Annotated in this window: 17 protein-coding genes; 10 read left to right on the plus strand and 7 right to left on the minus strand. The window is 34.7% G+C overall.

The window, feature by feature from the left end; all coding sequences use genetic code 11:
• Positions 1-314 precede the first annotated feature (314 nt).
• From A8B35_RS00190 to A8B35_RS00205, 4 genes are all read left to right on the plus strand, one after another.
• Positions 315-2,150 carry a hypothetical protein gene (locus A8B35_RS00190; protein WP_139314774.1) on the plus strand — a complete coding sequence of 612 codons (1,836 nt, stop codon included), beginning with the start codon at positions 315-317 and terminating at the stop codon, positions 2,148-2,150.
• A gap of 459 nt (positions 2,151-2,609) precedes the next feature.
• Positions 2,610-4,073: a sulfatase-like hydrolase/transferase gene (locus A8B35_RS00195; RefSeq protein ID WP_083634246.1), complete on the plus strand. Its 1,464-nt coding sequence runs from the start codon at positions 2,610-2,612 to the stop codon at positions 4,071-4,073.
• A gap of 138 nt (positions 4,074-4,211) precedes the next feature.
• On the plus strand, positions 4,212-5,726 hold the full coding sequence (locus A8B35_RS00200) for an alpha-L-fucosidase (protein WP_075601576.1): 1,515 nt from the start codon (positions 4,212-4,214) through the stop codon (positions 5,724-5,726).
• A 20-nt stretch (positions 5,727-5,746) separates the two neighbouring features.
• Complete coding sequence (locus tag A8B35_RS00205; protein ID WP_075601577.1) at positions 5,747-7,252, plus strand: alpha-L-fucosidase; 1,506 nt, start codon at positions 5,747-5,749, stop codon at positions 7,250-7,252.
• A 106-nt stretch (positions 7,253-7,358) separates the two neighbouring features.
• Here A8B35_RS00205 and A8B35_RS00210 read toward each other — a convergent pair whose 3' ends face one another.
• Together A8B35_RS00210 and A8B35_RS00215 are read right to left on the minus strand one after the other, a co-directional pair.
• Positions 7,359-8,474, minus strand: a complete 1,116-nt coding sequence (locus tag A8B35_RS00210) for an EF-hand domain-containing protein (RefSeq protein WP_075601578.1) — start codon at positions 8,472-8,474, stop codon at positions 7,359-7,361.
• Positions 8,475-8,602: 128 nt separating this feature from the next.
• The gene (locus tag A8B35_RS00215; protein WP_075601579.1) at positions 8,603-11,398 is read right to left on the minus strand and encodes a TonB-dependent receptor; all 2,796 of its coding nucleotides are present in this window, start codon (positions 11,396-11,398) and stop codon (positions 8,603-8,605) included.
• Positions 11,399-11,673: 275 nt separating this feature from the next.
• On the opposite strand from A8B35_RS00215, the gene A8B35_RS00220 reads away from it, so the two are divergent.
• Entirely contained in the window at positions 11,674-12,357 is a 684-nt protein-coding gene (locus tag A8B35_RS00220) for an outer membrane beta-barrel protein (RefSeq protein WP_075601580.1), read from the plus strand.
• Positions 12,358-12,400: 43 nt separating this feature from the next.
• Positions 12,401-13,135 (plus strand): hypothetical protein, encoded by a 735-nt coding sequence (locus tag A8B35_RS00225; RefSeq protein ID WP_139314775.1) that lies wholly within the window; start codon positions 12,401-12,403, stop codon positions 13,133-13,135.
• Positions 13,136-13,264: 129 nt separating this feature from the next.
• On the opposite strand, the gene A8B35_RS00230 is transcribed toward A8B35_RS00225, so the two are convergent.
• Positions 13,265-14,791 (minus strand): alpha-L-fucosidase, encoded by a 1,527-nt coding sequence (locus A8B35_RS00230; protein WP_075601582.1) that lies wholly within the window; start codon positions 14,789-14,791, stop codon positions 13,265-13,267.
• Between the two features lie 290 nt (positions 14,792-15,081).
• Positions 15,082-16,113 carry a uroporphyrinogen decarboxylase family protein gene (locus tag A8B35_RS00235; protein ID WP_075601583.1) on the minus strand — a complete coding sequence of 344 codons (1,032 nt, stop codon included), beginning with the start codon at positions 16,111-16,113 and terminating at the stop codon, positions 15,082-15,084.
• A 140-nt stretch (positions 16,114-16,253) separates the two neighbouring features.
• Here A8B35_RS00235 and A8B35_RS00240 point away from each other — a divergent pair, with 140 nt between their 5' ends.
• The 4 genes from A8B35_RS00240 to A8B35_RS00255 all read left to right on the plus strand — a co-directional run bounded on the left by A8B35_RS00240 (position 16,254) and on the right by A8B35_RS00255 (position 22,823).
• Positions 16,254-17,120 carry an AraC family transcriptional regulator gene (locus tag A8B35_RS00240; protein ID WP_075601584.1) on the plus strand — a complete coding sequence of 289 codons (867 nt, stop codon included), beginning with the start codon at positions 16,254-16,256 and terminating at the stop codon, positions 17,118-17,120.
• A 171-nt stretch (positions 17,121-17,291) separates the two neighbouring features.
• Positions 17,292-18,338, plus strand: coding sequence for a T9SS type A sorting domain-containing protein (locus A8B35_RS00245; RefSeq protein WP_075601585.1), 1,047 nt, complete (start codon positions 17,292-17,294; stop codon positions 18,336-18,338).
• 214 nt (positions 18,339-18,552) lie between these two features.
• On the plus strand, positions 18,553-21,003 hold the full coding sequence (locus tag A8B35_RS00250) for a T9SS type A sorting domain-containing protein (RefSeq protein ID WP_075601586.1): 2,451 nt from the start codon (positions 18,553-18,555) through the stop codon (positions 21,001-21,003).
• Positions 21,004-21,521: 518 nt separating this feature from the next.
• Positions 21,522-22,823, plus strand: a complete 1,302-nt coding sequence (locus A8B35_RS00255; protein WP_083634249.1) for an immunoglobulin-like domain-containing protein — start codon at positions 21,522-21,524, stop codon at positions 22,821-22,823.
• Positions 22,824-22,887: 64 nt separating this feature from the next.
• On the opposite strand, the gene A8B35_RS00260 is transcribed toward A8B35_RS00255, so the two are convergent.
• From A8B35_RS00260 to A8B35_RS00270, 3 genes are all read right to left on the minus strand, one after another.
• Positions 22,888-24,045 (minus strand): DUF6786 family protein, encoded by a 1,158-nt coding sequence (locus A8B35_RS00260; RefSeq protein ID WP_075601588.1) that lies wholly within the window; start codon positions 24,043-24,045, stop codon positions 22,888-22,890.
• A 92-nt stretch (positions 24,046-24,137) separates the two neighbouring features.
• Positions 24,138-24,776 carry a hypothetical protein gene (locus A8B35_RS00265; RefSeq protein WP_075601589.1) on the minus strand — a complete coding sequence of 213 codons (639 nt, stop codon included), beginning with the start codon at positions 24,774-24,776 and terminating at the stop codon, positions 24,138-24,140.
• A 261-nt stretch (positions 24,777-25,037) separates the two neighbouring features.
• Positions 25,038-25,970 (minus strand): malate dehydrogenase, encoded by a 933-nt coding sequence (locus A8B35_RS00270; RefSeq protein WP_075601804.1) that lies wholly within the window; start codon positions 25,968-25,970, stop codon positions 25,038-25,040.
• Positions 25,971-26,184: the final 214 nt, after the last annotated feature.

The following is a 26,184-nucleotide window of genomic DNA, read 5'->3' on the forward strand; positions in this document are numbered from 1 at the left end:
AAGGCTTTTTTTAGGATTTATAATTATGCTAAGTTATCCTACAAAGCCTACTTTAAGTAGTAGCATGAGTATATGGTTGCTTATAATTAGAATTTGGTAAGATCCGCACAAGTTTATCTACATTAAGATACCCCTATTTCATTAGACCACCTTGTTTTTCATAAATCCCCATCACATTAATTCGGAGTGGTTCTTCTCCCACCTATTTTTAGGAGTTTTATTTCCATTGTGGCAATTCTATAAATGTAAATTAGCCTTTTATAAAAGTACTTTAAATCCTTGCCGCTAATGCGAAGGATAAAAAAAATATGCAGATGAAAAGAATACAAGTCGTAAAATTACTAGCCTTCATGCTATTTCCTTTAGGTGGTGTTTCCACTCAGGCACAAGGCACAATTACTATCGATCATAAAACACAGCGCTATGTGGGCAATGAATCTACCTTTAATAGAAGTAAATATTTAACCTTCCATGCCTTTTTTAAAAAGGAAGATGCCGATTTTGAGAAGTGGAAAAAGGAATACAATATCGACTCAGATTATGTTGGTGCTCGGATGTTTAATAGTCCGGCAGCAAAACATAAAAATGGTGTTTATCCTAAAGTGAAAAAGAAATATAATGGAGTGCGCGAGGTAAGTAATTATGCATCAACAGGACATCCTAGCTCTATTTTTTACGATAAAACAGTTGATTACTCTCAAGTAGACATAACTAAATTCAGTAAGGAAGCGGCACAGTTTTCGGCTGCTTATTTTAGGGATGAAGCAGATTTTGTACCACTGTATTTTGAACCATTTAATGAGCCCATGATTAAGGCTGTTACATTATATCCAGAAGGAAGAAATGGCAAATATAAAAAAGAGAAGATTAATGCTATCACAACTAAAATGTGTGAGTTCCATCGTGATGTAGCGCAAGAAATTCATGCCACGCCCGAGTTGTCTAATATGAAGGTAGCTGGTTTCGGATCGGCATTTCCTGAGTTTGATGCCAATAATTTTGGCTTGTGGGAAGCCCGATATAAAAACTTTATTGATATAGCGGGTGCAGATATTGATATTTATACGGTTCACCTTTACGATGGGAGTGGTGTTAACAATAAGGATGGGCGCAGATCTGGATCAAACTCAGAAGCTATCTTGGATATGATTGAAGCCTATAGTTTTATCAAACTCAATGAGGTTAAGCCTTTTGCCATTACAGAATATGGTCGTCTTGTACCTGATCAGCCCAACTATAAAAAGAATGGTAACTACGTGCCTTTAGTAAATGCGCAAGCCGTACGCTCGCAAATGCATATGGTAATGAATTTTATTGAGCGTGGTAATGATGTTGTGTTATCAACACCTTTTACCATTGGTAAACAGCAGCCCAAGGCACGCTATTCGAAATCGGGTTTATGGACTAAAACAGAAAATGGAAATTGGGAGTTAACCGAGCGTAAGTACTTTTTTGAAGTATGGAAAGATGTAAAAGGCGAAAGAGTTCGTTTTAACTCCACTAATGTGGATGTGCAAACACAAGCTTTTGTTGATGGCAAACAATTGTACGTGGTATTAAACAATTTAAACGACGAAACGCAAAATATAAATCTCGATTTACTAGATGCCAAAGGTTTAAAAGATGTAAGCATAAAGCGATTGAATATTTATAAGGATAAATTACCCGAGTTAACAGAAACGCAACAAAGTTCGCTTACCGATTTATCGATTAATTATGGAGAAACAGTTGTATTGACTTATAATTTTAAATCGAACATCAAGTTTACAAATACTATACGTAGTAAAAAGCATTATGCAAGCTCTTACCTAAAACCAATTAAAGCAGATACTGAAATAGATTTTACTATAGAAAATATTGAAGCAGGTAAAGGCGAAGCTACTTTACGTTTAGGCTTAGGCCGAGATCATGGTTTATCTTTACAACCAATAATATTGGTTAATGGCAACGAGCTAAATTTACCTACTGATCCTATTAGAGGTTATGATCAGAACACTAGAAAACGTTTTTTCGGGACTTTAGAGATTCCGGTTCCTATGGTATATTTAAAAGATGGTACCAATGAAATTGGGGTTAAATTTAGGGATAATGGAGGTCATGTATCCTCGGTTATATTGCAAGTTCAAAATGCTGACAAGTCCCTTAAATAGGGCTATTTCATAAAATATAGAAAGAGGAATCTCAAGTTTGGGATTCCTCTTTTTTGCGTTTAGAGTATTGCTGCTAATTAAATAAATACCCCCTGTTTATAAGACTAAAAATAGGGAATGAAACTATTCTAATGATAGTATATTTACAATCGAAAAGTAGTAAAACGAATAAATGCCTGTTAGTTGTCATTATTTTCATTTTCAATATAGCTGTTTTCCTGCTAAGAAGATTAATTATAAGAAGTTAAATATTATCCTCATTTGAGCCGATGACTTAGGTTGCTCTAGTGGTTTGTTCAGATGATGTACAGTACCTGCTCTTACTATGCAAGCATAAATAACCCCTGTTTATTCCTAGAAAAGTAACTGATAAAAGGTTTAGTTATTAAATAAATTAGCTAGCTGAGAATAGTGCTTATATTTTATGTAGCACAACTAATAAAATTAATTACTTGTAATATGAACATTTTAAAACATTTTTCAGCTTTACTTTTTCTAAGCTTATTATTTCCGCAATTGGCAAAAAGCCAAGAAAAGCCCAATCTTGTGATCATTTACACCGATGAGCATAACTTTAGAACGCTAGGTTGCTACCGAGAGCAATTAAGCGAAGATCAAGCCTTTGTTTGGGGAAAGGGTGTTGAAGTAAAAACACCAAACATCGATAGATTGGCGCACGAGGGTTCCATCTGTAACAATTTTTATGCGTCATCTCCGGTGTGTACACCATCAAGGGCTTCTTTTGTATCGGGTAAATACCCTATTGCAACACGTTCTTATCGTAACGATATTCCTATGTATGATGATGTGCAAACTTTTGCTGAGGTACTAAAAGAAAGTGGTTACGCTACATCTTACATCGGTAAGTGGCATTTAGATGGTGATGCCAAACCGGGTTTTGAACCTGCACGTAAATTCGGGTTTACTGATAATAGGTATATGTTTAACCGAGGGCACTGGAAAGCACTTGATGATGAAAATGGAGAACCAATTATTTATGGCAAATATGATGCTGAGACACAAAGACAGCAGGTTAATTTAAAAAAGATAACAGATGAAAACTTTACTACCGATTATTTGACCACAAAAGGTCTAGAGGTTTTAGAACGTGATAAAAAAGGACCTTTCTGTTTGATGCTTTCTATTCCTGATCCGCATACGCCAAACACAGTTCGCCCTCCTTATGATACTATGTATGAGAATTTATTTTTTGAACAACCTAAAACCATGCAAACACCAAAGGATAAGATGCCAAAATGGGCAGCTGTTGGTGGCAAGAGCGAAGCAAAAGAACTTGATCAGGGAAAAATGCAACGTTACTTTGGAATGGTTAAATGTATTGATGATAATGTGGGGCGTATTCTTCAGTTTTTAGATGATAATGATTTAGCCGATAATACCATTGTATTGTTTACATCAGACCATGGCGACTTAATGGGCGAGCACCGCAAGCACAATAAAGGAAACCCTTACGAAGCATCGGCAAAAGTGCCATTTGTATTGCGTTATCCGAATAAAGTGAAATCGGGAAAAGTGATTAACAAGGCATTTACATCTACCGATTTTAAGCCTATTATTTTGGGTTTAATGGATGCCAAATTTACCGAAGAAACACATGGTATTGATGCCTCCAGCGATTTTACATCGAAGAAAAAAGTAGTTACCGATGATCGTATTACTTACATGACAAGCTCAGCACAATCGTGGATTGCTAGTTTGAGCAATAGATACAAATTGGTATTATCAACAGGAAGCGAGCCATGGTTAATTGATTTACAGAAAGACCCAAATGAAGAAATCAATTTCTATAAGAATCCAGAATATAAAGAGATTGCAAAAAAAATGCAAAGCGAATTAATACGCCAAGCAAAATTGTATAAAGACCCTGTTTTTACTAGTAATAAGAAATTGCTTTATGAGTAGTATTTTCTAAGGAAAATGGGGATATAAATTAGTAGTAAGATAAAAGTATAAAGATTAAAGACGGATTCATATACTTATGAATCTCTTTATACTTTTGTCTTCATGCTTAATATTATGTTTAATTAAATAGTAACAACTATGAAAAAAATTACATCATTTGTTTTATTGATTATTGGATTAGCAGCTTGTGCTCCTAATCCATCTCCATCCAAAGAAAAACCAGAATATTATGAAGCTAATTGGTCGTCGTTACAAAAACATCAAACACCGCAATGGTTGCTCGATACAAAGTTTGGTATTTATTCTCATTGGGGAGCACAATCTATAACCCTAGAAATGCAACAGCACGATATGCCAGCTCATGAAGCTATCACGCATTGGAAAGGCGATAAATTTAATGCTGCTGAATGGGTGCAATTGTTTAAAGATGCTGGAGCTCAGTTTGCGGGACCGGTGGCATGGCATGTGAATGGTTGTTTAAATTGGGACAGTAAAATAACAGATTGGAATAGTTTTAAAAAAGGCCCTCAAATTGATATTTATGGCGAGTTGGCCAGAGAAATAAGAAAAGCAGATATGAAGCTTGTGGCTTCGTTCCATAGCACCACACTGTGGGGCGCGATGAGTAAAACAGATGATACTTACATGGAACCTGGTAACGATTATTCTAAAAGGGGTAATACACATAAGGTTCATGGAGCTGGAGGACGATATACTTCTGAATACCTAGAGGGCTGGCTTGATAGAATGACAGAGGGTTACGAATTATATCAGCCAGATATGGTTTGGGTTGATGTAGGTTTTGGTGGTACAGTTGGTCCTGAGAAAAAGCATATGATTAAAGAGGGCAAGATTATGGAGTCGGATAAAGACTTGTTTATCGATGGCATTCGCGAAGATATACAGCAACGTTATATCAGTGGTTATTTCAATGCCGCTCTTGATTGGGGTAAAGAGGTGGATCTGTTTTATAAGAGTAACGACATCCCTCCGGGTATTGCTATGCGCGATATTGAGAATGGTAACCTTGATGGTTTACAATACGACCCATGGATTGCCGATATTAATATGCAGCAACATATGGTATGGCCTACGGTTTGGTTTTACAATCCTAAAAATGAAATAAAGGATGCTAACATGCTTATTGATATGTTGGTTGATATCACCGCTAAAAATGGTCGTGTTTTATTAAATGTGCCGCCAAAAGCAGATGGTTCTTTTGCCGAGAATATTAAACAAGAGCTCTATAAAATGGGCGATTGGCTAAATTTAAATGGAGAAGCTATTTATAGCACTACGCCTTGGGTGTTTTATGGTGAAGGCCCGGCTTACGTAAAAAATACAGGTCATCACGGACAAGGGAAGAACAAAGGGAGAGATATTCCAAGTTACACTTCCGAGGATATTCGTTTTACACAGAAGGATGGTGTGTTATATGCCATTGTTTTAGATTGGCCAACGGATGCTATAGAAATCAAATCTTTAGGATATGAAGGAAAGTTGTATCCCAATGAAATAAAAAGTATCAGCCTTATTGGGAGTGATGCATCCATAAAGTGGGAACATAAAGCCCAAAGTTTAAAGGTGCAGTTTCCTGATAAGAAACCATGCGATTTTGCCTATGTGCTTAAAATAGGACGTAATAAATTGTAAGCTAAGATACCTACTAGAATATGAAAAGAAACTACTTAATAGTACCATTTATTGCATTTTTATTGAGCTGTACAGGTTCAGGTGATACCACTGCAAAAGTTGAGGAAAAACCATATGAAGCGGATTGGAATTCTCTGCGTAAGCATCAGTCTCCACAGTGGCTTGATGGAATGAAGTTCGGCATCTATTGTCATTGGGGGCCACAAACAGTTCAGGTGGCTTCGGGCAATAAAGAAATGACAAGGCTTGATGCAATTGAGCAATGGAAAGGAGAGCACTTTGATGCTAAAGAGTGGGTTGATTTGTTTCAGGCTGCCGGAGCTCAGTTTGGCGGCCCTGTTGCATGGCACGGAAGTGGCTTATTAAATTGGGATAGCGATATTACTGAATGGAACACAGTGCAAAAAGGACCTAAAGTAGATATTTATGGAAGCTTGGCAAAGGAGCTGCGCAAGCGAGGAATGCCAGTAATATCTTCTTTTCATACGGGAAATTTTTGGGAGCGTATGTGGGGTCCAATTTCAAAGGAGAATAGTACTTATCTCAATCCGTATGAGGATAACTCAGCATATGGGACTATGAATAATGGGAGAGTGGCCGATGTTATATACGACGCGTGGTATGCTCGTATATCAGAAGCTGTAGATAAATATCAGCCTGATATGATTTGGTTTGATACTGGTTTTGGAGGTACTGTAGGAAAGGAGTTAAAGGGCCAAGTTGATAGAGGTCGCTGGTTGCCACATGCCAAACCGGAGCTTGGCGGAACGCCTGAAAAGTATCAACAAAAAATGATTAGTCACTTTTTTAATAAGGGCATAGAGTGGGATAAAGAAGTTGAGGTAATTTATAAATCGCACGATATACCTGTAGGTATTGGCATGCGCGATATTGAAGATGGTAATCTTGTGGGCTTACAGTACGCCCCATGGATGGCTGATATTAATATGCAGCGCCATTACGAGTGGTATTCAACTTGGTTTTATAATCCCGTTAATAAACCCAAAGATGCAGGCACTTTGGTGGATATGTTAGTGGATATCACCAGTAAAAATGGGCGTATCCTATTAAATGTTCCTCCACAAGCCGATGGTACTTTTGCGGAACCAATAAAGAAGGAACTTTATGCCATGGGCGATTGGCTGAAAATAAATGGAGAGGCCATCTACAATACCATTCCATGGGTGTTTTTTGGAGAAGGACCTACCGAGGTAACACACCCTGGGCATCATGGTCAAGGTAAAAAACATGGTGAGTTTATTCCAAAATACACAGCTGAGGATATCCGTTTTACCCAAAATGGGAAAAACTTATATGCCATTTGTATGGATTGGCCAGGAAAGGAAGTCGCAATAAGAACCCTTAGTTCGATGGGTAAATTATTTCCGGGATCCATAAAAAGCATTAGTATGCTTGGTTCGGATGAAGCAATTGAATGGAACCAGGATGAGGAAGCATTAGTGGTTAAAATGCCTAAAGAAAAGCCTTGTGATTTTGCTTATGTACTTAAAATAAAGAGGGAATAAGTATGTAGATGTCATGGATAAGAGATAATAGATTTTAAATTGAGATTCATTCTTGTATTTTGTAAATCAGTCTAAAATATATTGTCTCTTATCTAACATCTCCTATCTATTCGCCTGTTGATAACTGAAATTTAAATTTAAAGGCTTGCTCACTCATCATGGTTTGCATATCAGGTTTATTACCTCCCTGACCTTGCATAGAAGAAGCACCGCCAGGGCGCATTCCACCACCGGGACCTCCCATACCAGGACCACCCATTCCTCTACCACCGCCACCTGGGCCTCCAGGTCCGCCCATACCAGGACCTCTGCCACCTTCAGGCATCTGCATAGCTAGAACACGAGGTTCAATCATAAATTCAATTTTGTCTGCAGATTTCTGTTTGTCATGTTGTTCAACAAGTTCAGCAATTGGAATTTTAAATTCAATATTCATTTGGTTTAAATCATCCCAAGCAATATCGTAGGTAAAAGCTTTATCAGAACCATTGTTTTTTGCGATGCTAGTTACCCCGCTTACAAAACCTTCAGTATTAATGGCACTCATTAAAAATAGCCACAGTTGCTTGCGCTCTTCCATTCTTTGACTTCGGTCTTTCTGTCCTCCGCCTGATTGTTTATTACCCATTTCAGAGCCACCATTTTCTTTAGATCGGCTTTGGCCTTGCATTACCGGAAATATTATAGTAGCCCTTAGTTTCGGTTTTGTACTGGCGTTTATATTAAGGTTGAAACCCGATGACATTATTTTGTTTTGTATGGCTGTTTCTTTCACCTGAAAAGCCAAGTATAGGTAAGAATCATCGTTTTTATAATGGTACATTATTTTTGATTCAGGATCGTAATATTTTAGCATTTCGCCCCAATCTTTAACCCCTCCATCAATGGTGATTTTGCCATCATCCCATTTGCCTATCTCTTTTTGACTCGCATTTTGCTTGCTGCGTTTCATTTGGTTTTGTTGGGCTGTTTCTAATTCCGACGCTGTTATAAAACCATCACCATCTTTGTCAATTCTATCAAAATTGCTTGATAGTCGATTAAACTGTTCGTGCTGTTCTAATTCTGATAGACTAACCTTACCATCATTATCCAGATCAATTAAGGCAATTATTTCTTCAGGAGTATGTCGCTTTCTTTGTTGTTGGTTCTCCTGAGCGGAAGACCATTGACTAATAGCTATGGCACATGCTAAAACAAAAATCTTTTTAAAACACTTCATATAATACATTTATTTTTTGCAAAAAATAAGTTATAAGTGTTAAATGATAAGTTATAAATTGTTGCAATGCTACCCTCAAGCAGTAAATCCGTTTATAACTTAAAACTTAACATTTATCACTCGAGAGTTTATTTAATATTAAAATTTCGTAAGCGATAGGTAAACGAAAGCATTACATAGCGTTGTAAGGCATTTGTTCTTATATCTTCAATGTAAGCATCCGTTACATTGCGCGTAATATTCTGGTTTTGGTTAAGTGCATCGTATACGGTGAGCTTTATTTCTGCAGCCTGATTTTTCAGGAATTTTTTACCTAATTCGCCATTTAAAATAAAGAACGATTCTTTGTAGGCATTATCAGTCCAATAATAATATTGATGCGAGCAAGAAGCCCTAAACACAAAGCCTTTCCAGAAAATAAGACTTAACTCGCCAGTGGTATTTTGGTTGTAATAATTGTTGTTTTGCTCACTTTGTAAACTACTATTGGCTAAGTTGTAACTTGAGTTAGAACTGATGGTAAAATCTACATTCTCGCTTATGTTACTTGCTAAAGTTACACCTGCCGTAAAAGTATTGTCATCAGAATATATTTCTTCACCATTATAAATACCGGGGGTGTGGGTATATCGATAACCTAACGACATATTTAAGTTGGTTTTAATCGGGTTTATAGGTACTCCGTACGAACTCATCAATCTAACATTCCAATAATTATCCATGTTTTCAGGCGTAATTAGCTGGCTACCCTGCGGTAGTGTTATGGAGTTGTTAATAACAGTATCTCTTGTGGCAAATAAGGTGTTGTTTCCAATATAGTTTTGAGTGTATTGAGCACTTCCCATTATAAAAAACATGGTACCATTATCCATATTCGACGATGAGTATCGTGCCATTAAACGATGATTGGTGCTTTCGTTCAAGTTAGGGTTACCCATTGTTAACTGCAGAGGATTAGAATTGTCTATGGTGTTTTGCAATTGACTTACCGTAGGTTGTTGCGTGCTACTATTGTAAAATACCATTAGGTTTTTATTCCATGCTAAATTGGTTTTAAACCTGATGTTGGGCAAAATGGAATGGAACGATTTACTGATAGTATATAATTCGGGATACTGTTGCTCACTCTCCAATGTTGAGTATTGGTAATCGAGGCCAACGGTTAAAAAGGTTTTATTCTTTTTGTACATATATCCACCACCAGCTCTGTGGGTTGCGTAAACACTGGTAAATACATTTGATAAATCGGTATTATGATCTGTATAATCGCCATCATCGTAGTTATAATCGAATACATTTCTATCGCCATCATCAAAAGTATAGTTTGAATTGGCATTAAGCATAAGCTGACTATATCTGCCCATTGGTTCGGTATAAACCACTTTTGCACCTACTTTAGTTTTAGGATTTGAGTAGTCGGTATATTGGTTTAAGGAATCGCTCGGAAGCATCATTTCATCTTCAATGGTACGCGACATCTGATAACTATCAGATTGTTTAGAATTGTAGGTAGTATTTCCGCTTAGCGAGAAGGTTCTGCCTTTTTTTGAGAATTTGTGCATCCACACTATTTCATTCCCCACACTATAACCTGCCATGTCGGTTGATAGCATATTTTCTGTTTTATTTACCAAAGTGTCGTTTATAAAGCTACTTCCTAAGATATTACTTTCGGAGTTATTGCCCTGAAAACTAAAACGAGGGATGATTAAAAGTTTGTTGTTATCGTTAATATCGTAATCAAACCTAAAATTAAAACGGTGATTGTAATTGGTGCTGTTAGCTTCGTTGGTTTCGGTATAATATTGATTAAAACCATCATCCTGAACAAAGTAATTTTGGTAGATATCTTGCTCGCTAAGGTTATCTGATTGGTTAAAAAAGTAACTGCCTGATACCTTTATTTTTTCGCCCCATTGATCGGCATAGTTTAGCCCTAAGGAGTGCGTTGTTGAAACACCATCTTGCTGGCCTACCATGGAGTTTGAGTTGGATGATCCACCACCACCTCTAGGTCTGCCACCTCCAGGTCCGCCTTTAAAACCACCCCCTTTTCTGTTACCACTGCTACCGATTGCGCCCAACAAATCATCGTTGGAAAAATCTTGCTTGTTAATATTATTCGATTGGCCAACAATAGAAATACGTCTATCGCCATTAAAAAAGTTAATGTTTCCACCAGCGCTGTATTTGTCAATACCATCGCTTCCGATGTACATATGTCCAAACTGGCCATTCTTTTTAGTCGCACGAGTCACCACATTCATTACTTTGGTGGTGTTTCCATCATCAAAACCTGTGAAGCGCGACTGCTCACTCATTTCGTCAAAAACTTCTATGCTTTGGATAATATCTGCCGGTATCGATTTTAAAGCCAGGGTAGGGTCTTGATCAAAAAATTCTTTACCGTCAACGTAAACTTTTTTAACTTCCTCGCCCTGCGCCTCAACGGTACCGTTACTTACAGTAATACCTGGCATCTTTTTTATTAAATCTTCAGCATCGGCATCGGGGTTTACCTTATAGGCATCGGCATTATACTGAATGCTATCGCCACTAACAGTGGCCAATGGTACATTTTTTTTTACAATAACTTCGTCTAGCTCATTTGCTTTGGGAAGGAGGGTAATGGTACCAACATCTGAATTGGTATTTATATTACTGAGTTTTTTACTTTGTACAGCATAGCCTAAATAGCTAATTTGAATGGTATAATCACCAACAGGCACATCTGAGAAAATAAAATTACCTTGTTCATCAGTGGTTATAGAGTAGTTATTATTGCCAGCCAAAAGTATATGGGCATTGCTAAGAGCCTTTTGATTTTGGTTACATACTTTCCCTTTTATAATTATTGGTTCTGCCAATAAGTTTATTGATAATAAAAGTAGGGCAATTAGTAATTGGAGTCTTGAGAAAATCATTGCTATTATTTTATATCTCTTTGACGACAAAATTTTAATTACCCTTCACATTATCTGTTAATCAAAATAATAATTTATCATAAAATTAGTATTGTGTTTTTTGTTACTTTCGCCTTTGTAAACATAAAACTTTAATTAGTTGTATACTTTACAGACCTAAACTAGCTATATCAAGGACTTATACTCTTAAGTCTTTCTTCATCTGTTTTTAGGTTCTTAATGTAAGGTAGATAACTATTAAGGTTATTCTTTAATCTAATATTTAAAATAGAACGATGAAAAAACTAATGATTACAGCTTGTTTAAGCATTCTACTAACAAGCTTGAGTGCTCAAATTAACAAAGGTGATTTTCTTATTGAAGGATTAGTGAATTATAATCAAAGTAACTACTTAAGAGAGTCTGAGCCCGATTCTTGGAGTAAGAAGAATACAGGTAAATCGGAGAATCTATATTTAAGTCCTCGTGTGGGGTATTTTGTAAATGAATCATTTTTATTAGGCTTGGGTGTTAGTTATTCTCAGTCTAAATATAAATCTACTACAGATTTTGACGATTATAGTAATCATTATGAAACCACTAAAAATATGGTATTTATTAACCCTTACATTACTAAGTATCATAAGATAGGAGAGAAACTATATTTCAATTATACATTTAATGTTTTATTTGGGAAGGGAGTGGATAAACTCGAGGATTATGATGAGGAATCTTATTCTGATTATAATAGAAAAACTGAAAGTAAAGTATCTGAAGTTAAACTAAACGTAACTCCAGGGTTGACTTATTTTGTTTCTGATAGAATAGCTTTCGCAGCTAATATTGGTCGTTTACATTATAGTAAATCTAAAGAAACCCTACAAGATTTAGAAGATGAACCAAAGACAGAGCGTGAGTATTATGGCTTGGATTTGAGCTTAAACACATTCACTTTAGGATTTCAATTTTACCTAAGATAGTTACGAGTTTAATAATATTGAGATTTAATTTTACAAGATACAAATGAAAAAAATATATATAGTGACATGTGTAAGCATGTTATTTTTGAATTTGAGTGCCCAGTTTGAAAAAGGAAATTTACTTATTGATGGCTCGTTTAACTGGAATGGTGGTAGTTACGATGGAATCAGAAATGTTTATTATGAGGAATATGATAATATAAAGAGTAAATCAAATAGTTATACAATAGCGCCAAGTTTCGGTTATTTTGTGTCAGAATCATTATTGGTAGGTATTGGAATATCATATAAGTATAGTACGAGTAGATCAGAATACAAAGAAGAATGGTATAGTGATTATTATAACAGAATAATAGAAGAGGAAATGGGTAATGTTGAAAAAAATAGACTATTCCTATTTAACCCTTACGTTACCAAATATCATAAATTAGGTGAGAAATTATATTTCAATTATACTTTTAATTTACTGATAGGTTCAGGTTCTGAAACAGGCTATTATTATTCGTATCCTATAAACGATGAAGATATTAAATATACTTATTATTCACATGATGATCCTATTGATATCTTTGAATTTGGGGCAAATATAACGCCAGGCTTAACTTATTTTCTTAACGATAAGTTTGCTGTGAATTGTAATATAGGTCAAATATACTATGTCAAAAATATTCGTAAGCCAGCTGAAGGTTATAACAAACCAGAAACTACAAATGAGAATTTTGGGATGAACCTTGATCTAAATACCTTTATGTTAGGATTTCAGTATTATATACGATAGTATGTGTAGCTTAAATGTTTAAAGCTTTTAATAGAAAAACCATATTCTATAATGCTGATGGTTTTGAGTATAAAAAAAGTGAGTTCAATAAAATGAACTCACTTTAATCAGTATCAATATTTTGTAATACTATTTAGTTTTAAAGATATCGCTAGGCGCATCGTCTAATTCAATTTTAAAACCTATAGCATTTTTAACCGGGCGTTCTTTAGGGAGCTGAATAATTAACTCATTATCCTTCTGTATCCAATTAATAGTTTCATCGTAACCCATTATTGAAACGCTTTTTATAGCATCGTTAATAACTCTATTCTCAGAACCTAAAGCGCTTAAAGAAAGGGTTTCTTTACCTTCTTCCCATTCCAATAGAAATGCATAAATAGTTTGGCCTTTCTGTGTGTATCTAACATCATCAGCAGTAAAGCCTTTATCTTTCATGTTGCCATGCAATACCATTTTAGCATTGGTAGGTCCTTGTCCGAACACAGTAAATGGAGTAGTTGAATAAATACCTTCGCCATTAATTTTTAACCAAGCACCAATTTCTTTTAATATCGCTTGTTGGTCGGCAGGTATCTCGCCATGTTTATTTGGTGCTACGTTTAATAATAGAACGCCATTTTTACTTACAATATCAATTAAGTCGTTAATGTAAGCTCCCGGTTTGCGCATATCATAAGGCTTTGAGAACCCCCAGCGCCATCCGCCAAGCGACATATCGGTTTGCCATGTTTCTTCGCGAATACGATCTAATTTTCCACTTTCAATATCTAAAACAGCAGCTCCGTCAGGTATTGGTTTCCACTTAATATTTTTGTAGTTCACAACAACCTCTTGGTTATTTTTTAAACCTTGATTGTAGTATTTCGCTAAGTACTTTTTACGTGCTTCTTCATATTCAGGTTCACATAAGCCAAGGTCGAACCACATTAAATCAGGTTTATATTGCGTCATCATATCAATGGTGCGTTTGTACCAATGGTTTACAAATTCAGGAGTGGCTGGCGACCACCTTTCGTGGGCTTTCCAATAAAAATCCTGTAGTTTCGGGTCTGTAGTTTCATACTTCTCGTCGTAAGTCCACCAGTGCCATGCATATGCATAGTGCGACGACATACCCACTTTCATATCTTTGTTTTTGGCTTCTTTAAATAATTCGCCTACAATATCACGTTTAGGACCCATATTTACGGCGTTCCAACGCGTAACCTTAGAATTGTATAACGCAAATCCATCGCAGTGCTCGCCTACCGGAACCACATATTTAGCACCTGCCTCGTTAAATAAGTCAATCCATTCTTTTGCATTAAAGTTTTCAGCCTTAAATTCAGGAATGAACTTTGTATAACCATAATCCTCTGGCTTACCAAAGTTTTCAACATGATATTGATAGGCTCTCGAAGGTTCTGATGTAGGATTACCCAAGGCATCTACAGTACCCTCATTCCACATATGGTATCCATACCATTCACTATCTTTTGCGGGTACAGTTGTAGGTCCCCAATGTATGAATATACCAAACTTCGCATCTTTATACCACTGTGGTATTTCGTATTTTTTTAATGATTCCCAATCTGCTTTATACGGCTTTTGTGCAAATACTGATAGACTAAAGCAGATTGTTAATAGAGTTGCAATAAACTTGAATTTGTTCATTTTATGTCTGTGTTTGTAGTTTTGAATAAATCGTTTATGTATAAAAAAGTTATGGTGTAAAAGTAAGCTTTAGACTTGCTTTTTTAGGTAAGAAAAAATGAGTAATAAGGGGGATATATTAAAGAAAGGAGATGATTTGGAACAATCTGATAGACAGAATTGGTTTAAGTAAGGTGGTGTATCAGAATAGACAATAGAATGTGCAATAATCCTTAATAATAGTACCCCATACACATGTTAATGTGTGCAGTTTAATTGGTGTATGGGGTACTTGTTAGATTAGAGAAATTTTATTGTTTGATAGATGTAAATAAAGCTTCGATGTTTTCAGGAGCAATGTCTGGTAATATTGCTTCATGACTAGGTGAAATAATTAGTCCAGATGGAAACAGTTTTTTAATTTCATGAACTCTTTCCTTAATTTCGTTAGGTGTGCCGTTAACTAATAATTCTTGAGCATCAACACCACCACAAAATACACCATTATTAATAGTTCTGTTCAAATTCTCAGCACTCATATCTGTTGCTAATGCTTGTATAGGATGCACAATATCAACTCCCATATCATATAGATCGTTAATTATAGGATGTATACTTCCGCATGAGTGATGAATTACTTTTAGTCCGTAACTTTTAGCTTGTTCAACTAATTTTTGTGTACCCGGAAAAACATATGTTCTCAGCATATCAGGGTCAACCATTAAAGCAGTTTGGCTTCCAAAATCATTTCCAATTAGTACACCATCTAGTCTTCCTTTAGTAGCCTCGTAGAATTGGCCATTCAATTCTAAATAGAAATCAGTTATTCTATTAATGACTGCTTCAAACATATCAGGATACATCATCATGGTAGTAAGGGCATTTTCCATACCAAAGGCCGCACAAGTATCCTGAAAATGGGCACTCCACATAATACCAAGTTTAAAGTAGTTGTCAGGCGCTTCATTTAAAACTTGTTCGGTTCTTTTAATATCGAGATAATCCATCGGGTTTGGCCAGTCAAAGGTATCTATGATGGAAGGATCTATTTGCCCCTCAAAAAAACCTGGTGCCGTTAATGTTCGTTCATCTTGGGTGCCGCCTTCATCTATTTTGGCAAATTGCAAGGCACAACCAACATCATTAAATGGCGCATTATTATAAGGAACTTCAATGGGCCAAACGTCGTCTTGTAGTTTTTGTTTCAAAGCTCCAATACTATCTACATTAAAGTATCTAAATAATTGGGGCAGCGCGGCCGGAACAGGTAAACCCAACCAACTAGCAGGGTAATCAACAGGTTCTCTGTTGATAGTGGCAAAAACTCTTTCTTTTGGTGTCATATTGTAGATTAATTTAAAGCTGAATACAATGGTGAATTTAACTTGAATAGTAATTTTTACCCCCTAATATTCCGACTAAATTTTGCATAAATCCGACATTTTGTTGCGTACTATTGTAATGTTGTAAAAACGATTAAATTATGTTGGCACCAGGACTTATAAATGACATTAAGGTTAATATTTTTAATACCTCCAAGGTTACAGTTGGTATGGATTGGAATTATTCCAATATTGTGAGTCCGTTTTCACGTATATATTTAATTACGGAAGGAGAGGGGTTTGTGCATCCAAACAATCAGATGTACAGATTAAAACCCGGATACTTGTATTTTATTCCAAGCTATACACACTGCGGTTATCACTGTGTTGAATCCTTGAGTCAGTATTATTTACACTTTACCCATCAACTATCAAGTGGTATTAAGATATTTGATAATATTACGATACAACACGAGGTGAAGGCGAGTTTGTTAGATTATAGTTTGTTTAATCGATTGTTAGAGTTGAATCCATCTTTGGCATTAAAATATTCCGACCCTAATATTTACGAGCAACGTAATTGGTATTCTAATAATATGTCGCACTTATCTAATGGAGTTCAGCTCGAAACTATCGGAATATTAAAACAGCTGTTTAGTAGGTTTATTGTTGATATTCCAGGAGAACCATCAAGCTCAAAGGCTAAAAGCAAGATGTATAAGGTTTTTGTTCATATTTCAGAGAATCTTTATCAGGATATAAAAGTTGAAGATCTTGCACAAATAGCTTGCTGCTCAAAAGACCATTTTTCTCGGCAGTTTAAAAAGCTAACTGGTATGTTGCCTACTGATTTTATAAATAACAAACGAATAGATAAAGCAAAGGAAATTTTAATAACTACTTCAAAGTCGCAAAGACAAATTAGTGAAGAAATAGGCTTTAATAGTCAGCAGTATTACACCCGTATCTTCAAGAAGATTACAGGAGAGACTCCTGCAGAATACCGTAAGATGGGGGGCTTAATTTAGATGAAAGAGGGAGGTCTATGATATTTTCCCTTGAAAAAAACACTCAATTTGTTGTGAATAAAGATGTAGGGTTTACCACTGTTATTTTTGAAAAAGGACACATGTTATTAGTTATTCCTTAGGATATATTTAGGCCTCAGAAATATATCACTAAAGTTTAATTAAAAAAGTATGAAAAAAAATTACATTTTATTAGCAATGGCATTTATTGGTTTAAATGTAAGTGCTCAAACATTAACAACGGTTTATGAATCGGATTTTACTTCATTAAATAATGGACAAAATATTCTTTTAGAAAAGGAAGGAGAGACCCTTGTTTGGACAGGAGCTAATCAAATATGGCAAAATTTTGTAAAAAGAGAAGGTGGTCTTCAAACTCAAAGTAATTGGAGAGGGGCCCATTTGAACGGGAAACCTGTTGGAGAATGGTTAGCAGGTAAGAGTGTGCAAATAACTACAGAAGTTGTGATTACTGATGCAAGTATATTTGATGAGTCTTTTGATATTGGTGGTTCAACAGCGAGAGATTTAATGTTTGGAATTACTGAAAGGATGGATCATGATTCTGGTAATCCAGATAGAGGTGATGCTCCATCATATGGGGGTGCAGTTTCTATAGGTTTTGAATTAAGAGATATATCAGAAACAGAAGGCGAAATGCAAGTAAGATTGGCAAATGAAATTGATAAGTCATTTGTAATTGCAAACCTTGCGGATAATGATGTTATTAAGTTTGAATATTTAGTAACGAAATTAAACGATGCTGATAGTTTTAGTTCAAAGCTGGTTATTACTCGTAATAATATTGAAGTATCTACCTTAGAAAGTACTTTTACCCAAGCTATAATTTATAATGCGGCAGCTAATAATACTGTATTTACAGCTTATACAAAGATACCTTATAATGCAGGTGGAATTTCTAATGGAACCGATGAGGATCATGGGCTTCTATGGTCTTCAGTAAAGTTAGAAAAAGGGGATACTCCTACTAGTATTTTACCAGAGACAAAAGACGAAGTAAAAGTTTACTGTTCAAATAGCGTATTATTTATTAATAATGTGAGTAACGAAGTTTCAGCCTACAAAATCTACGACATCCAAGGTGCTATAGTTAAAGAGGGGACTTTAGCATCCAATAAAATACAAATACCATTAACCCTAAATAAAGGTATTTATTTGGTAAGGGTAGGAAACACTACCACTAAGATTATTTTATAGATATCGTTTTCAATCATTAATTTTTGTTTTAAAGAGAGTGCAGTTTCTGCATTCTCTTTTTTTTGCATTAATATTTATGGGTTTAATGCATTGAACTCTTATTTATTATTGGTTTTATCCCCTAATTATTCAAAAGTTACCCACCTTTATTTTGTTGTGTAGAGCATATATTGCATTTGTTAATTAATGTTTAATAAGTATAAAATATATGTATATGAATAACGGATACACCAATTTAAAAACAATATTGCTTTTTGTTTTTCTTGTGCCTTTTACATTAGTGAATGGACAGTATACAACAGTTTACGAAAATGACTTCAATAGTTTTGTCGGTAATTTAGGTACAGATAAGTTAGATGATAACACAACCAATGTTTGGGTAGGATCTAATCACCCCAATGGTTTAGCTTCCGATGGTGCTGGCGGTATAACTACTATAAGTACTTGGAGAGGTTATAATATGTCAGGTAATCCTTTAAATTATTGGAAGCCGGGTAATTCTATACGAATTACTAGTGATGTGAAAATTAATGATGTTGACAATTCTACTAATGCTGCCCGTAATTTTATATTTGGTATTACACAAAGGGTACCTTTAAGTGGAGCAACAGTTACTGCAGATAAAAATTCAAGTGGTTCAGATGTTACTTTAGGTTTTGAAACTTATACTAATAATGGATTATTCTTTCGTTCAATAAATGATAATTCAATTAGTCATACTGCTGCAGATATTACTGATGGTGATATTGTTAGGTTCACTTATACCGTTACAAAAAAGGCAACAGAAAATATGTTTGATATTGAGCTAAAAGCTGAAAAAGTTGAAGGGGAAAGTCTAACAGAAATAACAACATTAAATAGAGTAGATCTTCAGCATGAAAAATTGTATCAAGAATGGGGCGATTTGTTAGCATTTACAGTTTATTTTAAGCAAAATTTAGGTGGAGCTATGACATGGGATTATTTAAAATTAGAAATGGAACAAGCTCCATATCCTCCTAATCCATCTACAATAATTACTTCTGCTACTGATGGATACTCTCGCGGTGATAATATTACAGTAATGGCAACTGCAACACCCAATGCTACATCAGGATCTCCAATCGCTAGTATGGAATTGAGTGATGGTGTTAACACTTATACTATGACCAATAATGGAGGTACATATGAAGCAAGTTTTATAGCTAGTAAATGGCAGTATAACCTTACGGTAACGGCAAAGGATGAAGATGGTATTGCGGATTCTGACATGAGAACAATTACAATGGTTGAGCCTGCTTATGCAGGAGGTGATGGAGATACGAATCCTTATCAAATCAATAGTGCTGCGTTGCTAAGCGAGGTATCTCAATATGTAGGGCATTATGGTAAGAATTTCATATTAACCTCTGATATTGATATGGATGGACATGTTTATTATCCAATGGGCTATACTACTGTTGATGGAGATATATCTAAATTTACAGGTAGTTTTGATGGAGATAATCATGTGATTAAAAACTTAACGGTTACTCGCCACGAAGATCAAAATAATCAGTTCTTTGGTATGTTTGGAGATGCTTCGGGTGATATTATGAACCTTGGCTTAATTAATGTAAATATTAATGCTGATGATAATCAAATTGATGAGCGTATTGCGGCATTCTGTGGCCAATTGTACGATTTACATTCAGTTGAAAACTGTTACGTTTTAGGAGGTACAATTAGAGGTAGTGGAAAGGTTGGTTCTATTGTAGGTTATTTGCCTAAAGGTAGTGTCACAAACTGTTTTGCTGATGTAAATATTGTAGCAAACTATAGTAGTGGAGGTATTGTTGCTATGCTTGGTGATACTTGGGCTAATGGTAACGCTGCAGTAAGTAATTGTGCATTTTATGGTCACATTAAGGATAATGGTGTTGACGCCACTGCAAATGCTATAGTAGGTCTTATTACTGCTTATACTGGAGATCCTGTTTATACCCCTACAGTTAGTAATTCTTATTATGATGAAAATTGCGGTGTTACCGATGATAATGCAACATCTTTAACTTCTGTTGAATTACTAAATCAAGGAAGTTATGTAAATTTCGATTTTGCAACTACACCTACTTGGAAAATGCTTACAAATGGTGTTGCGGTTTTAAATTCATTTGATGATATTGATTACGGTGGTATTTTTGGTAGTGTTGAAGCTACTATTGAAGTGGAACAAAATGATGAAGTAACAGTTCCATCTTATATAAATTCACTTACTGCAATAAATTGGGAATGGACGATTTCGGATAATAGTATTTCTTTGAATGGATCGGATAGTAGATCAGCTTTATTTACAGCTCCTGTTGTAAGTCAAGATACTGATGTTACATTAAGTCTTACTGCTACCAACGATAATGGAGACATATTTACTGGCTCAACTATTGTTACCATTATTTACGATACATCTACAGCATTAGAGGTTGATAAAACAAGCAATATTGTGGTGTACCCTAACCCAATTCAGGATATGGTGTATATTAACAATGCAGTTGTTGGTGATAATGTAATTGTTTATAGCGCAACCGGAAATGTTGTAAAAGCAGTAGTTGCATCAGATGAATCATTATCGATTGATATGTCAGGACAAGCTACAGGCGTTTACATTATAAAAGTAGGAACAAAAGCTATCAGAGTATTAAAGAGATAATTTTCAATCATAGATTTTTTTTTAGGGGGATACTTTATGTATCCTCCTTTTTATAACATCAATTCAATTTTAGAATTGCCTTAAATTATTTTCAGCAGTTTTATAATGTTAGTATACATATGAGCCATTTAAAACTTAAATAAGCAATATTGATGTTTATCTCACCTAATAAATTACAATCAAATACCCTATATCAAAAGTATATACCACATTACGTTAGGTTAAATTTAAAAAGAGAGGAAATATATAGTGGAATGATTGTTCTATTATTGCGGGTAGATATCTCTAACTTATATATTATCAACCAGATACTATAGCTATTTCTCGTGGTTTTCAACTTTTAAATTGCTGTATTTTATTTAAATAGGGGGTGTTTTTTTCGCATCGTTAAATTTGTTAATCTCTAATTTACCCCTTTCTTAAATTCTAATATCTTACCGTAGAAAACAGGCTAAGTCTGTAATTTTGATTCATAATAAATGTTAAAAAAAATTAATTAAGATTTTAAAACTTATTTTATGAAAAGATTTTACACGATGTTATTAGCTTGTTTAGTGATATTAAGCACACAAGCACAATCATTAGTATTTGAAGAAACTTTTGAAGATTGGTATTCTGGTAAAATGATTCAATGGAATGATGACTGGACATCAACTAGTAATACAAATGGATGGTCAGCAACAGGGGATGGACGTATACAAGGATTTGATTGGAGAGGAGGCATACAAACTTTAAATCCCTATTCAAACTGGGCAGTAGGACAAAGTGTTGTATTAACAGTTGATATTGATGTACAACTACTTGATGCCCCAATTTTTGATAATCGAAAGTTTACTTTATTTGGATTAGTTGCTGATGGATTGAATACAAATGGCCAGAATAATATGGCTGGGGAAACATATAACGCTAACACTCTTGGTTTTGAAGTGCAACAGAGTTCATGGGATGACAATGGTTCATTACCAAATGGAACAATGCGTGTATTTTCGTATTTTGGTGCTTCAAATGCAGAAGCGTTATTAATAGATGCTAATAAATGGGGCTTAGATCCAAATGATATTGCAGCTGCCGGTACTCCAGATATTCAAAGTGATGTAATTAGAATTACTTATACAGCTACAAAAACAGCAGTACAAGATATATTTTCAATAGATGTAATGGTAGAGAACGTTGATATTGGAGATTCTTGGGTACTTCGTAATACTCAGGTTGAAAACAACACTATTTATAGTGCAAGTGATGTTTATTTTACTGCAGCATCTGAATTTGGAGGTAACTGTATGTTTATTGGTAATGTTAAGATTGAGTCGATGACTGTTGCTGAAACATTAGCAATGGCAAAAGCTAATTTGACTTTAGGAGATGTTTCTGCAGTTACTGAAGATATTGTTTTACCATTAATGCAAAATGGGGCTACTGTATCTTGGGAATCTTCAAATCTATCAGTTGTAGCCAATGATGGAAGTGTAGTGCAGCCTTCAGGTAGTGATGCAGCGCTTACATTAACTGCTACTATTGAGTTAGATGGATTAACAGAAACAAAAACTTTTGAAGTAATAGTTAAAGAAGGTACTGCAACTAATCTTGAAAATAAAACAAAGGAAGCTGGAATAAATGTATACCCTAACCCTGTAATTGATGTATTAAATATAACTGATGTAGCTGACGGTTCAGTTATTACTATACACAGTGCAACAGGAAGTATAGTTTCAGTAATAAGAGCAGCTGGTGGTTTAACTCAAGTTGATTTATCATCTCAACCAACAGGAGTATATCTTGTTAAAGTAGCTGATAAAGTTACTAGAGTACTGAAAAAATAATTTTGGATTAGATTTATTATAGAATGTAGTTTGGAGGAGGATGCAGTGATGCATCCTCCTTTTTTTATTGTATCTGTTTAAGTATGTTTTCTAATTGGGCTAACTCGCCACTTAAATGATAAACTCGTTGAAAATGTGTAATTGAATCATTAGGCATTAATTCTTTCATTGCTGAGGTGCTTTCTAATTCGTAAAATGCATTCTCATTAGGTTCGGAAAAATCCATTGGTCCATGATTATAAACTTGTATAGGTTCCCCTAAGTATGGATTATCTTGTATACTAACCTCAGAGTTAAAATATAAGGTATCATCCGTTCTTTGGTATTGTACAATTGTTAAAGTGTTGTTTTCAGGAGAAAGACTAGCAAAAGTATTTCCCATTAAAACATCAGGATTAAAACCTAACTTATTTCTATACTTTCCATCTGCCTTGTATTTCAAAATGCCATTATTAATAAGAATTCGGTCTTCATTAATATCACTTAAATAGATGCCAACTTCATTAAGTTTTACGTCTTTTTTTAAGGGTATGTATACATTGGTATTGTCGCTTCCTGGAAGCATAGCTAAACTCCAAATACAGGGTAGTCCGCTTTGTTTAGTCCACTGTATGGTATCTTTGTTAATAAGAGAATGTTTACTGTTAAAAGCAACAGCTTTTATGCTACTATTCAGTTTAATGCCTAGGTTTGTTTCTATCTCATGTTTTTCTAATAACGAAATAGTTTTATTCACTCGTATATTAAATTCGCTTCCTATAAAATTTCTTAACAGCATTTCTTTATACATCAAAACCAAATTTTCACTTTGGTTAATAACTTCATAGGGTTCAGCATTAAAAGCATCTGGTACTTTCCAATTATCCTCGTCAATAGGCTTTATTTGTTGATAGTAGAAAGAGTATTGTCCACCAAGTGGCCCTATCCACAAGCGATCCTCTCCGCCAATATTTTGTCCCGTATTAAGGCTGTCATTATCAAAAGCATTGTAGTTAACCCAACCATTACTTGTCCCCTTAAGCCCATTATTTGATGAGCTAATAACTCTTCCTTGATAGTGCGGGGTAATCATTACTCTCGATTGCCCATCTTCTGAGCTTAACTCAATAACTTCCGTGTTCTTCTTAATAAAATCAAGGTCGTAATTATAGGTTTTTGTAGGAGGTTTTGTACAAGAGTATGCTGTAAAAGCGATCACTATTAATGATAAAATATTTTTCATGATATAGTTTGTTTAAGGGTGATTAATTTCTGAAGCAAAAAAAAGGTAGAACGTAAAAGCTCTACCTCTGTATGTGTTAATGATATTAGTCTTTATTCAAAACCTTTGTACTTTTGTTTTAATTTGTTGAGCTCTCTCGCCAAATTCTGTTCTCTTTCAAGCGCCCATTTACGATGTTTATCCAATTCGTCTTGTTTATCGTTAAGAGATTCTTTTGTTTTAGTGGTAACATAGTTACTTCGCTTAAATAAGAATACCAATACCGCAATTGCAATAATTAAAACAAGCACAATTAACCACATCATTGTACTGTAAGTACCCTTAAGCATCAAAAAGCCCATAAAAGAGAAACTATCCTTCTCATTACTAACTAAGGTTAATTTCTCATTAGTTTCAGATAAGTTTTCTTTTAGCTTATTTATTTCCTTAATATGGTTATCGTTAATTACTTCTAAATCCTTAATTTGATCTTTGTAAATCTGAATAGAATCTAGAGAATTAACTTTTAATTTATTTAATGAAGAGGTTTTTACAACTTTGTATGATTGGTAGGATTCTGATTTAGTAATTACAAAATCAAATTGTTCTTTTAAATTTAATTCTTGACCTTCTAAGCCTGATTTAACAATTTTGGCAGGCGTTGCGTTTTGTTCTTGTGCATTTATATCTTGATTGAATATTCCAATAATAAAAGCAAGAATAATAGTTGTTGTGTAAAATGCATTCTTCATGTAGCTATCAATTATATTACAAAACTAAATTTAAACCTTTTTTTTAGTTATAACAGATTAAATTTTAGTTCTATTGTTAAAGAGATTAATTAAAACGACACTAAGGTAACGCAAAAAATAGCATAAGGTTATATAAAATGATGTTTTTTGTTGATTAAAGGTGTGATTTTGGTGATGAATGATGATTATTCATGTCTGCAAATAAAAAATCCTGAGTCGGAGCTCGACTCAGGATTCAATTGTATATTTTATAATACTAAATTATAAGCTACTTGCTAAGTCAGCATTGGTTTTTTTAACACCAGCAGCAGACTCTGTTAATTTAGCTTTTTCAGCATCTGAAAGTTCAATTTCAATGATCTTTTCAACACCATTTTTACCTATTACACAAGGTACTCCGATGCAAATATCGTCTAAACCATATTCTCCATCTAATAATACCGAGCAAGGGAAAATTTTATTTGAATCTAAAGCAATAGCACGTACCATTTCAGAAACAGCAGCACCTGGAGCATACCATGCGCTAGTACCTAATAACTTAGTTAATGTAGCACCACCTACTTTAGTTTCTTCAACTACAGAACTTTTTTGATCCTCAGAAAGGAATTCAGAAACAGGAACACAGTTACGTGTAGCTTTTTCAATTAAAGGAACCATACCTGTATCGCTATGTCCACCAATAACCATTGCACTAACTTCTGATGAAGGACATTCAAGAGCTTCAGCTAAACGGTACTTGAAGCGAGCGCTATCTAATGCACCACCCATACCAATAATTCGGTTTTTAGGTAAACCTGTAGCTTTAGCGGCAAGATAAGTCATTGTATCCATTGGGTTACTTACGATGATTAAAGTAACATCAGGAGAGTATTTAATTAAGTTTTCAGAAACTTGCTTAACAATACCTGCATTAATACCAATTAACTCTTCGCGAGTCATACCTGGCTTACGAGGTATACCACTTGTAATAACAGCAACATCACTACCTGCAGTTTTTGAGTAATCACCAGTTACACCAGTAATGGTAGTATCAAAACCATTTAAAGAAGCAGTTTGCATTAAATCCATTGCTTTACCTTCAGCAAAACCTTCTTTGATATCAACTAAAACAACTTCAGCAGCAAAGTCTTTGATAGCTACATATTCTGCTACACTTGCCCCTACGTTACCAGCTCCAACTACGGTTACTTTCATAATTATATTTCTTTTAATTTTATTGAGATAATTTATTTCTATTTTTTCCAAAATGCTAAGGTGTAATATCATTATAAATTCTACACGAAAGCGATAAATTACGATTTTGGAGAGACAAATATAAATAGATGCATTTAATTGAAGATATTTTTCAGTAATTAAAACAGATGTTTCATAACATTATTAGTGCAATTTCCACTATCAATTTAATAGG

This window comes from Saccharicrinis aurantiacus, assembly GCF_001660705.2.
GTDB classification, from domain to species: Bacteria; Bacteroidota; Bacteroidia; order Bacteroidales; family Marinilabiliaceae; genus Saccharicrinis; species Saccharicrinis aurantiacus.

Bases quoted from the DNA above. Each gene is read 5' to 3' on its own strand.
- A8B35_RS00190 (WP_139314774.1), top strand. From the start codon at position 315: ATGAAAAGAATACAAGTCGTAAAATTACTAGCCTTCATGCTATTTCCT.
- A8B35_RS00195 (WP_083634246.1), top strand. From the start codon at position 2,610: ATGAACATTTTAAAACATTTTTCAGCTTTACTTTTTCTAAGCTTATTA.
- A8B35_RS00200 (WP_075601576.1), top strand. From the start codon at position 4,212: ATGAAAAAAATTACATCATTTGTTTTATTGATTATTGGATTAGCAGCT.
- A8B35_RS00205 (WP_075601577.1), top strand. From the start codon at position 5,747: ATGAAAAGAAACTACTTAATAGTACCATTTATTGCATTTTTATTGAGC.
- A8B35_RS00210 (WP_075601578.1), bottom strand. From the start codon at position 8,474: ATGAAGTGTTTTAAAAAGATTTTTGTTTTAGCATGTGCCATAGCTATT.
- A8B35_RS00215 (WP_075601579.1), bottom strand. From the start codon at position 11,398: ATGATTTTCTCAAGACTCCAATTACTAATTGCCCTACTTTTATTATCA.
- A8B35_RS00220 (WP_075601580.1), top strand. From the start codon at position 11,674: ATGAAAAAACTAATGATTACAGCTTGTTTAAGCATTCTACTAACAAGC.
- A8B35_RS00225 (WP_139314775.1), top strand. From the start codon at position 12,401: ATGAAAAAAATATATATAGTGACATGTGTAAGCATGTTATTTTTGAAT.
- A8B35_RS00230 (WP_075601582.1), bottom strand. From the start codon at position 14,791: ATGAACAAATTCAAGTTTATTGCAACTCTATTAACAATCTGCTTTAGT.
- A8B35_RS00235 (WP_075601583.1), bottom strand. From the start codon at position 16,113: ATGACACCAAAAGAAAGAGTTTTTGCCACTATCAACAGAGAACCTGTT.
- A8B35_RS00240 (WP_075601584.1), top strand. From the start codon at position 16,254: ATGTTGGCACCAGGACTTATAAATGACATTAAGGTTAATATTTTTAAT.
- A8B35_RS00245 (WP_075601585.1), top strand. From the start codon at position 17,292: ATGAAAAAAAATTACATTTTATTAGCAATGGCATTTATTGGTTTAAAT.
- A8B35_RS00250 (WP_075601586.1), top strand. From the start codon at position 18,553: ATGAATAACGGATACACCAATTTAAAAACAATATTGCTTTTTGTTTTT.
- A8B35_RS00255 (WP_083634249.1), top strand. From the start codon at position 21,522: ATGAAAAGATTTTACACGATGTTATTAGCTTGTTTAGTGATATTAAGC.
- A8B35_RS00260 (WP_075601588.1), bottom strand. From the start codon at position 24,045: ATGAAAAATATTTTATCATTAATAGTGATCGCTTTTACAGCATACTCT.
- A8B35_RS00265 (WP_075601589.1), bottom strand. From the start codon at position 24,776: ATGAAGAATGCATTTTACACAACAACTATTATTCTTGCTTTTATTATT.
- A8B35_RS00270 (WP_075601804.1), bottom strand. From the start codon at position 25,970: ATGAAAGTAACCGTAGTTGGAGCTGGTAACGTAGGGGCAAGTGTAGCA.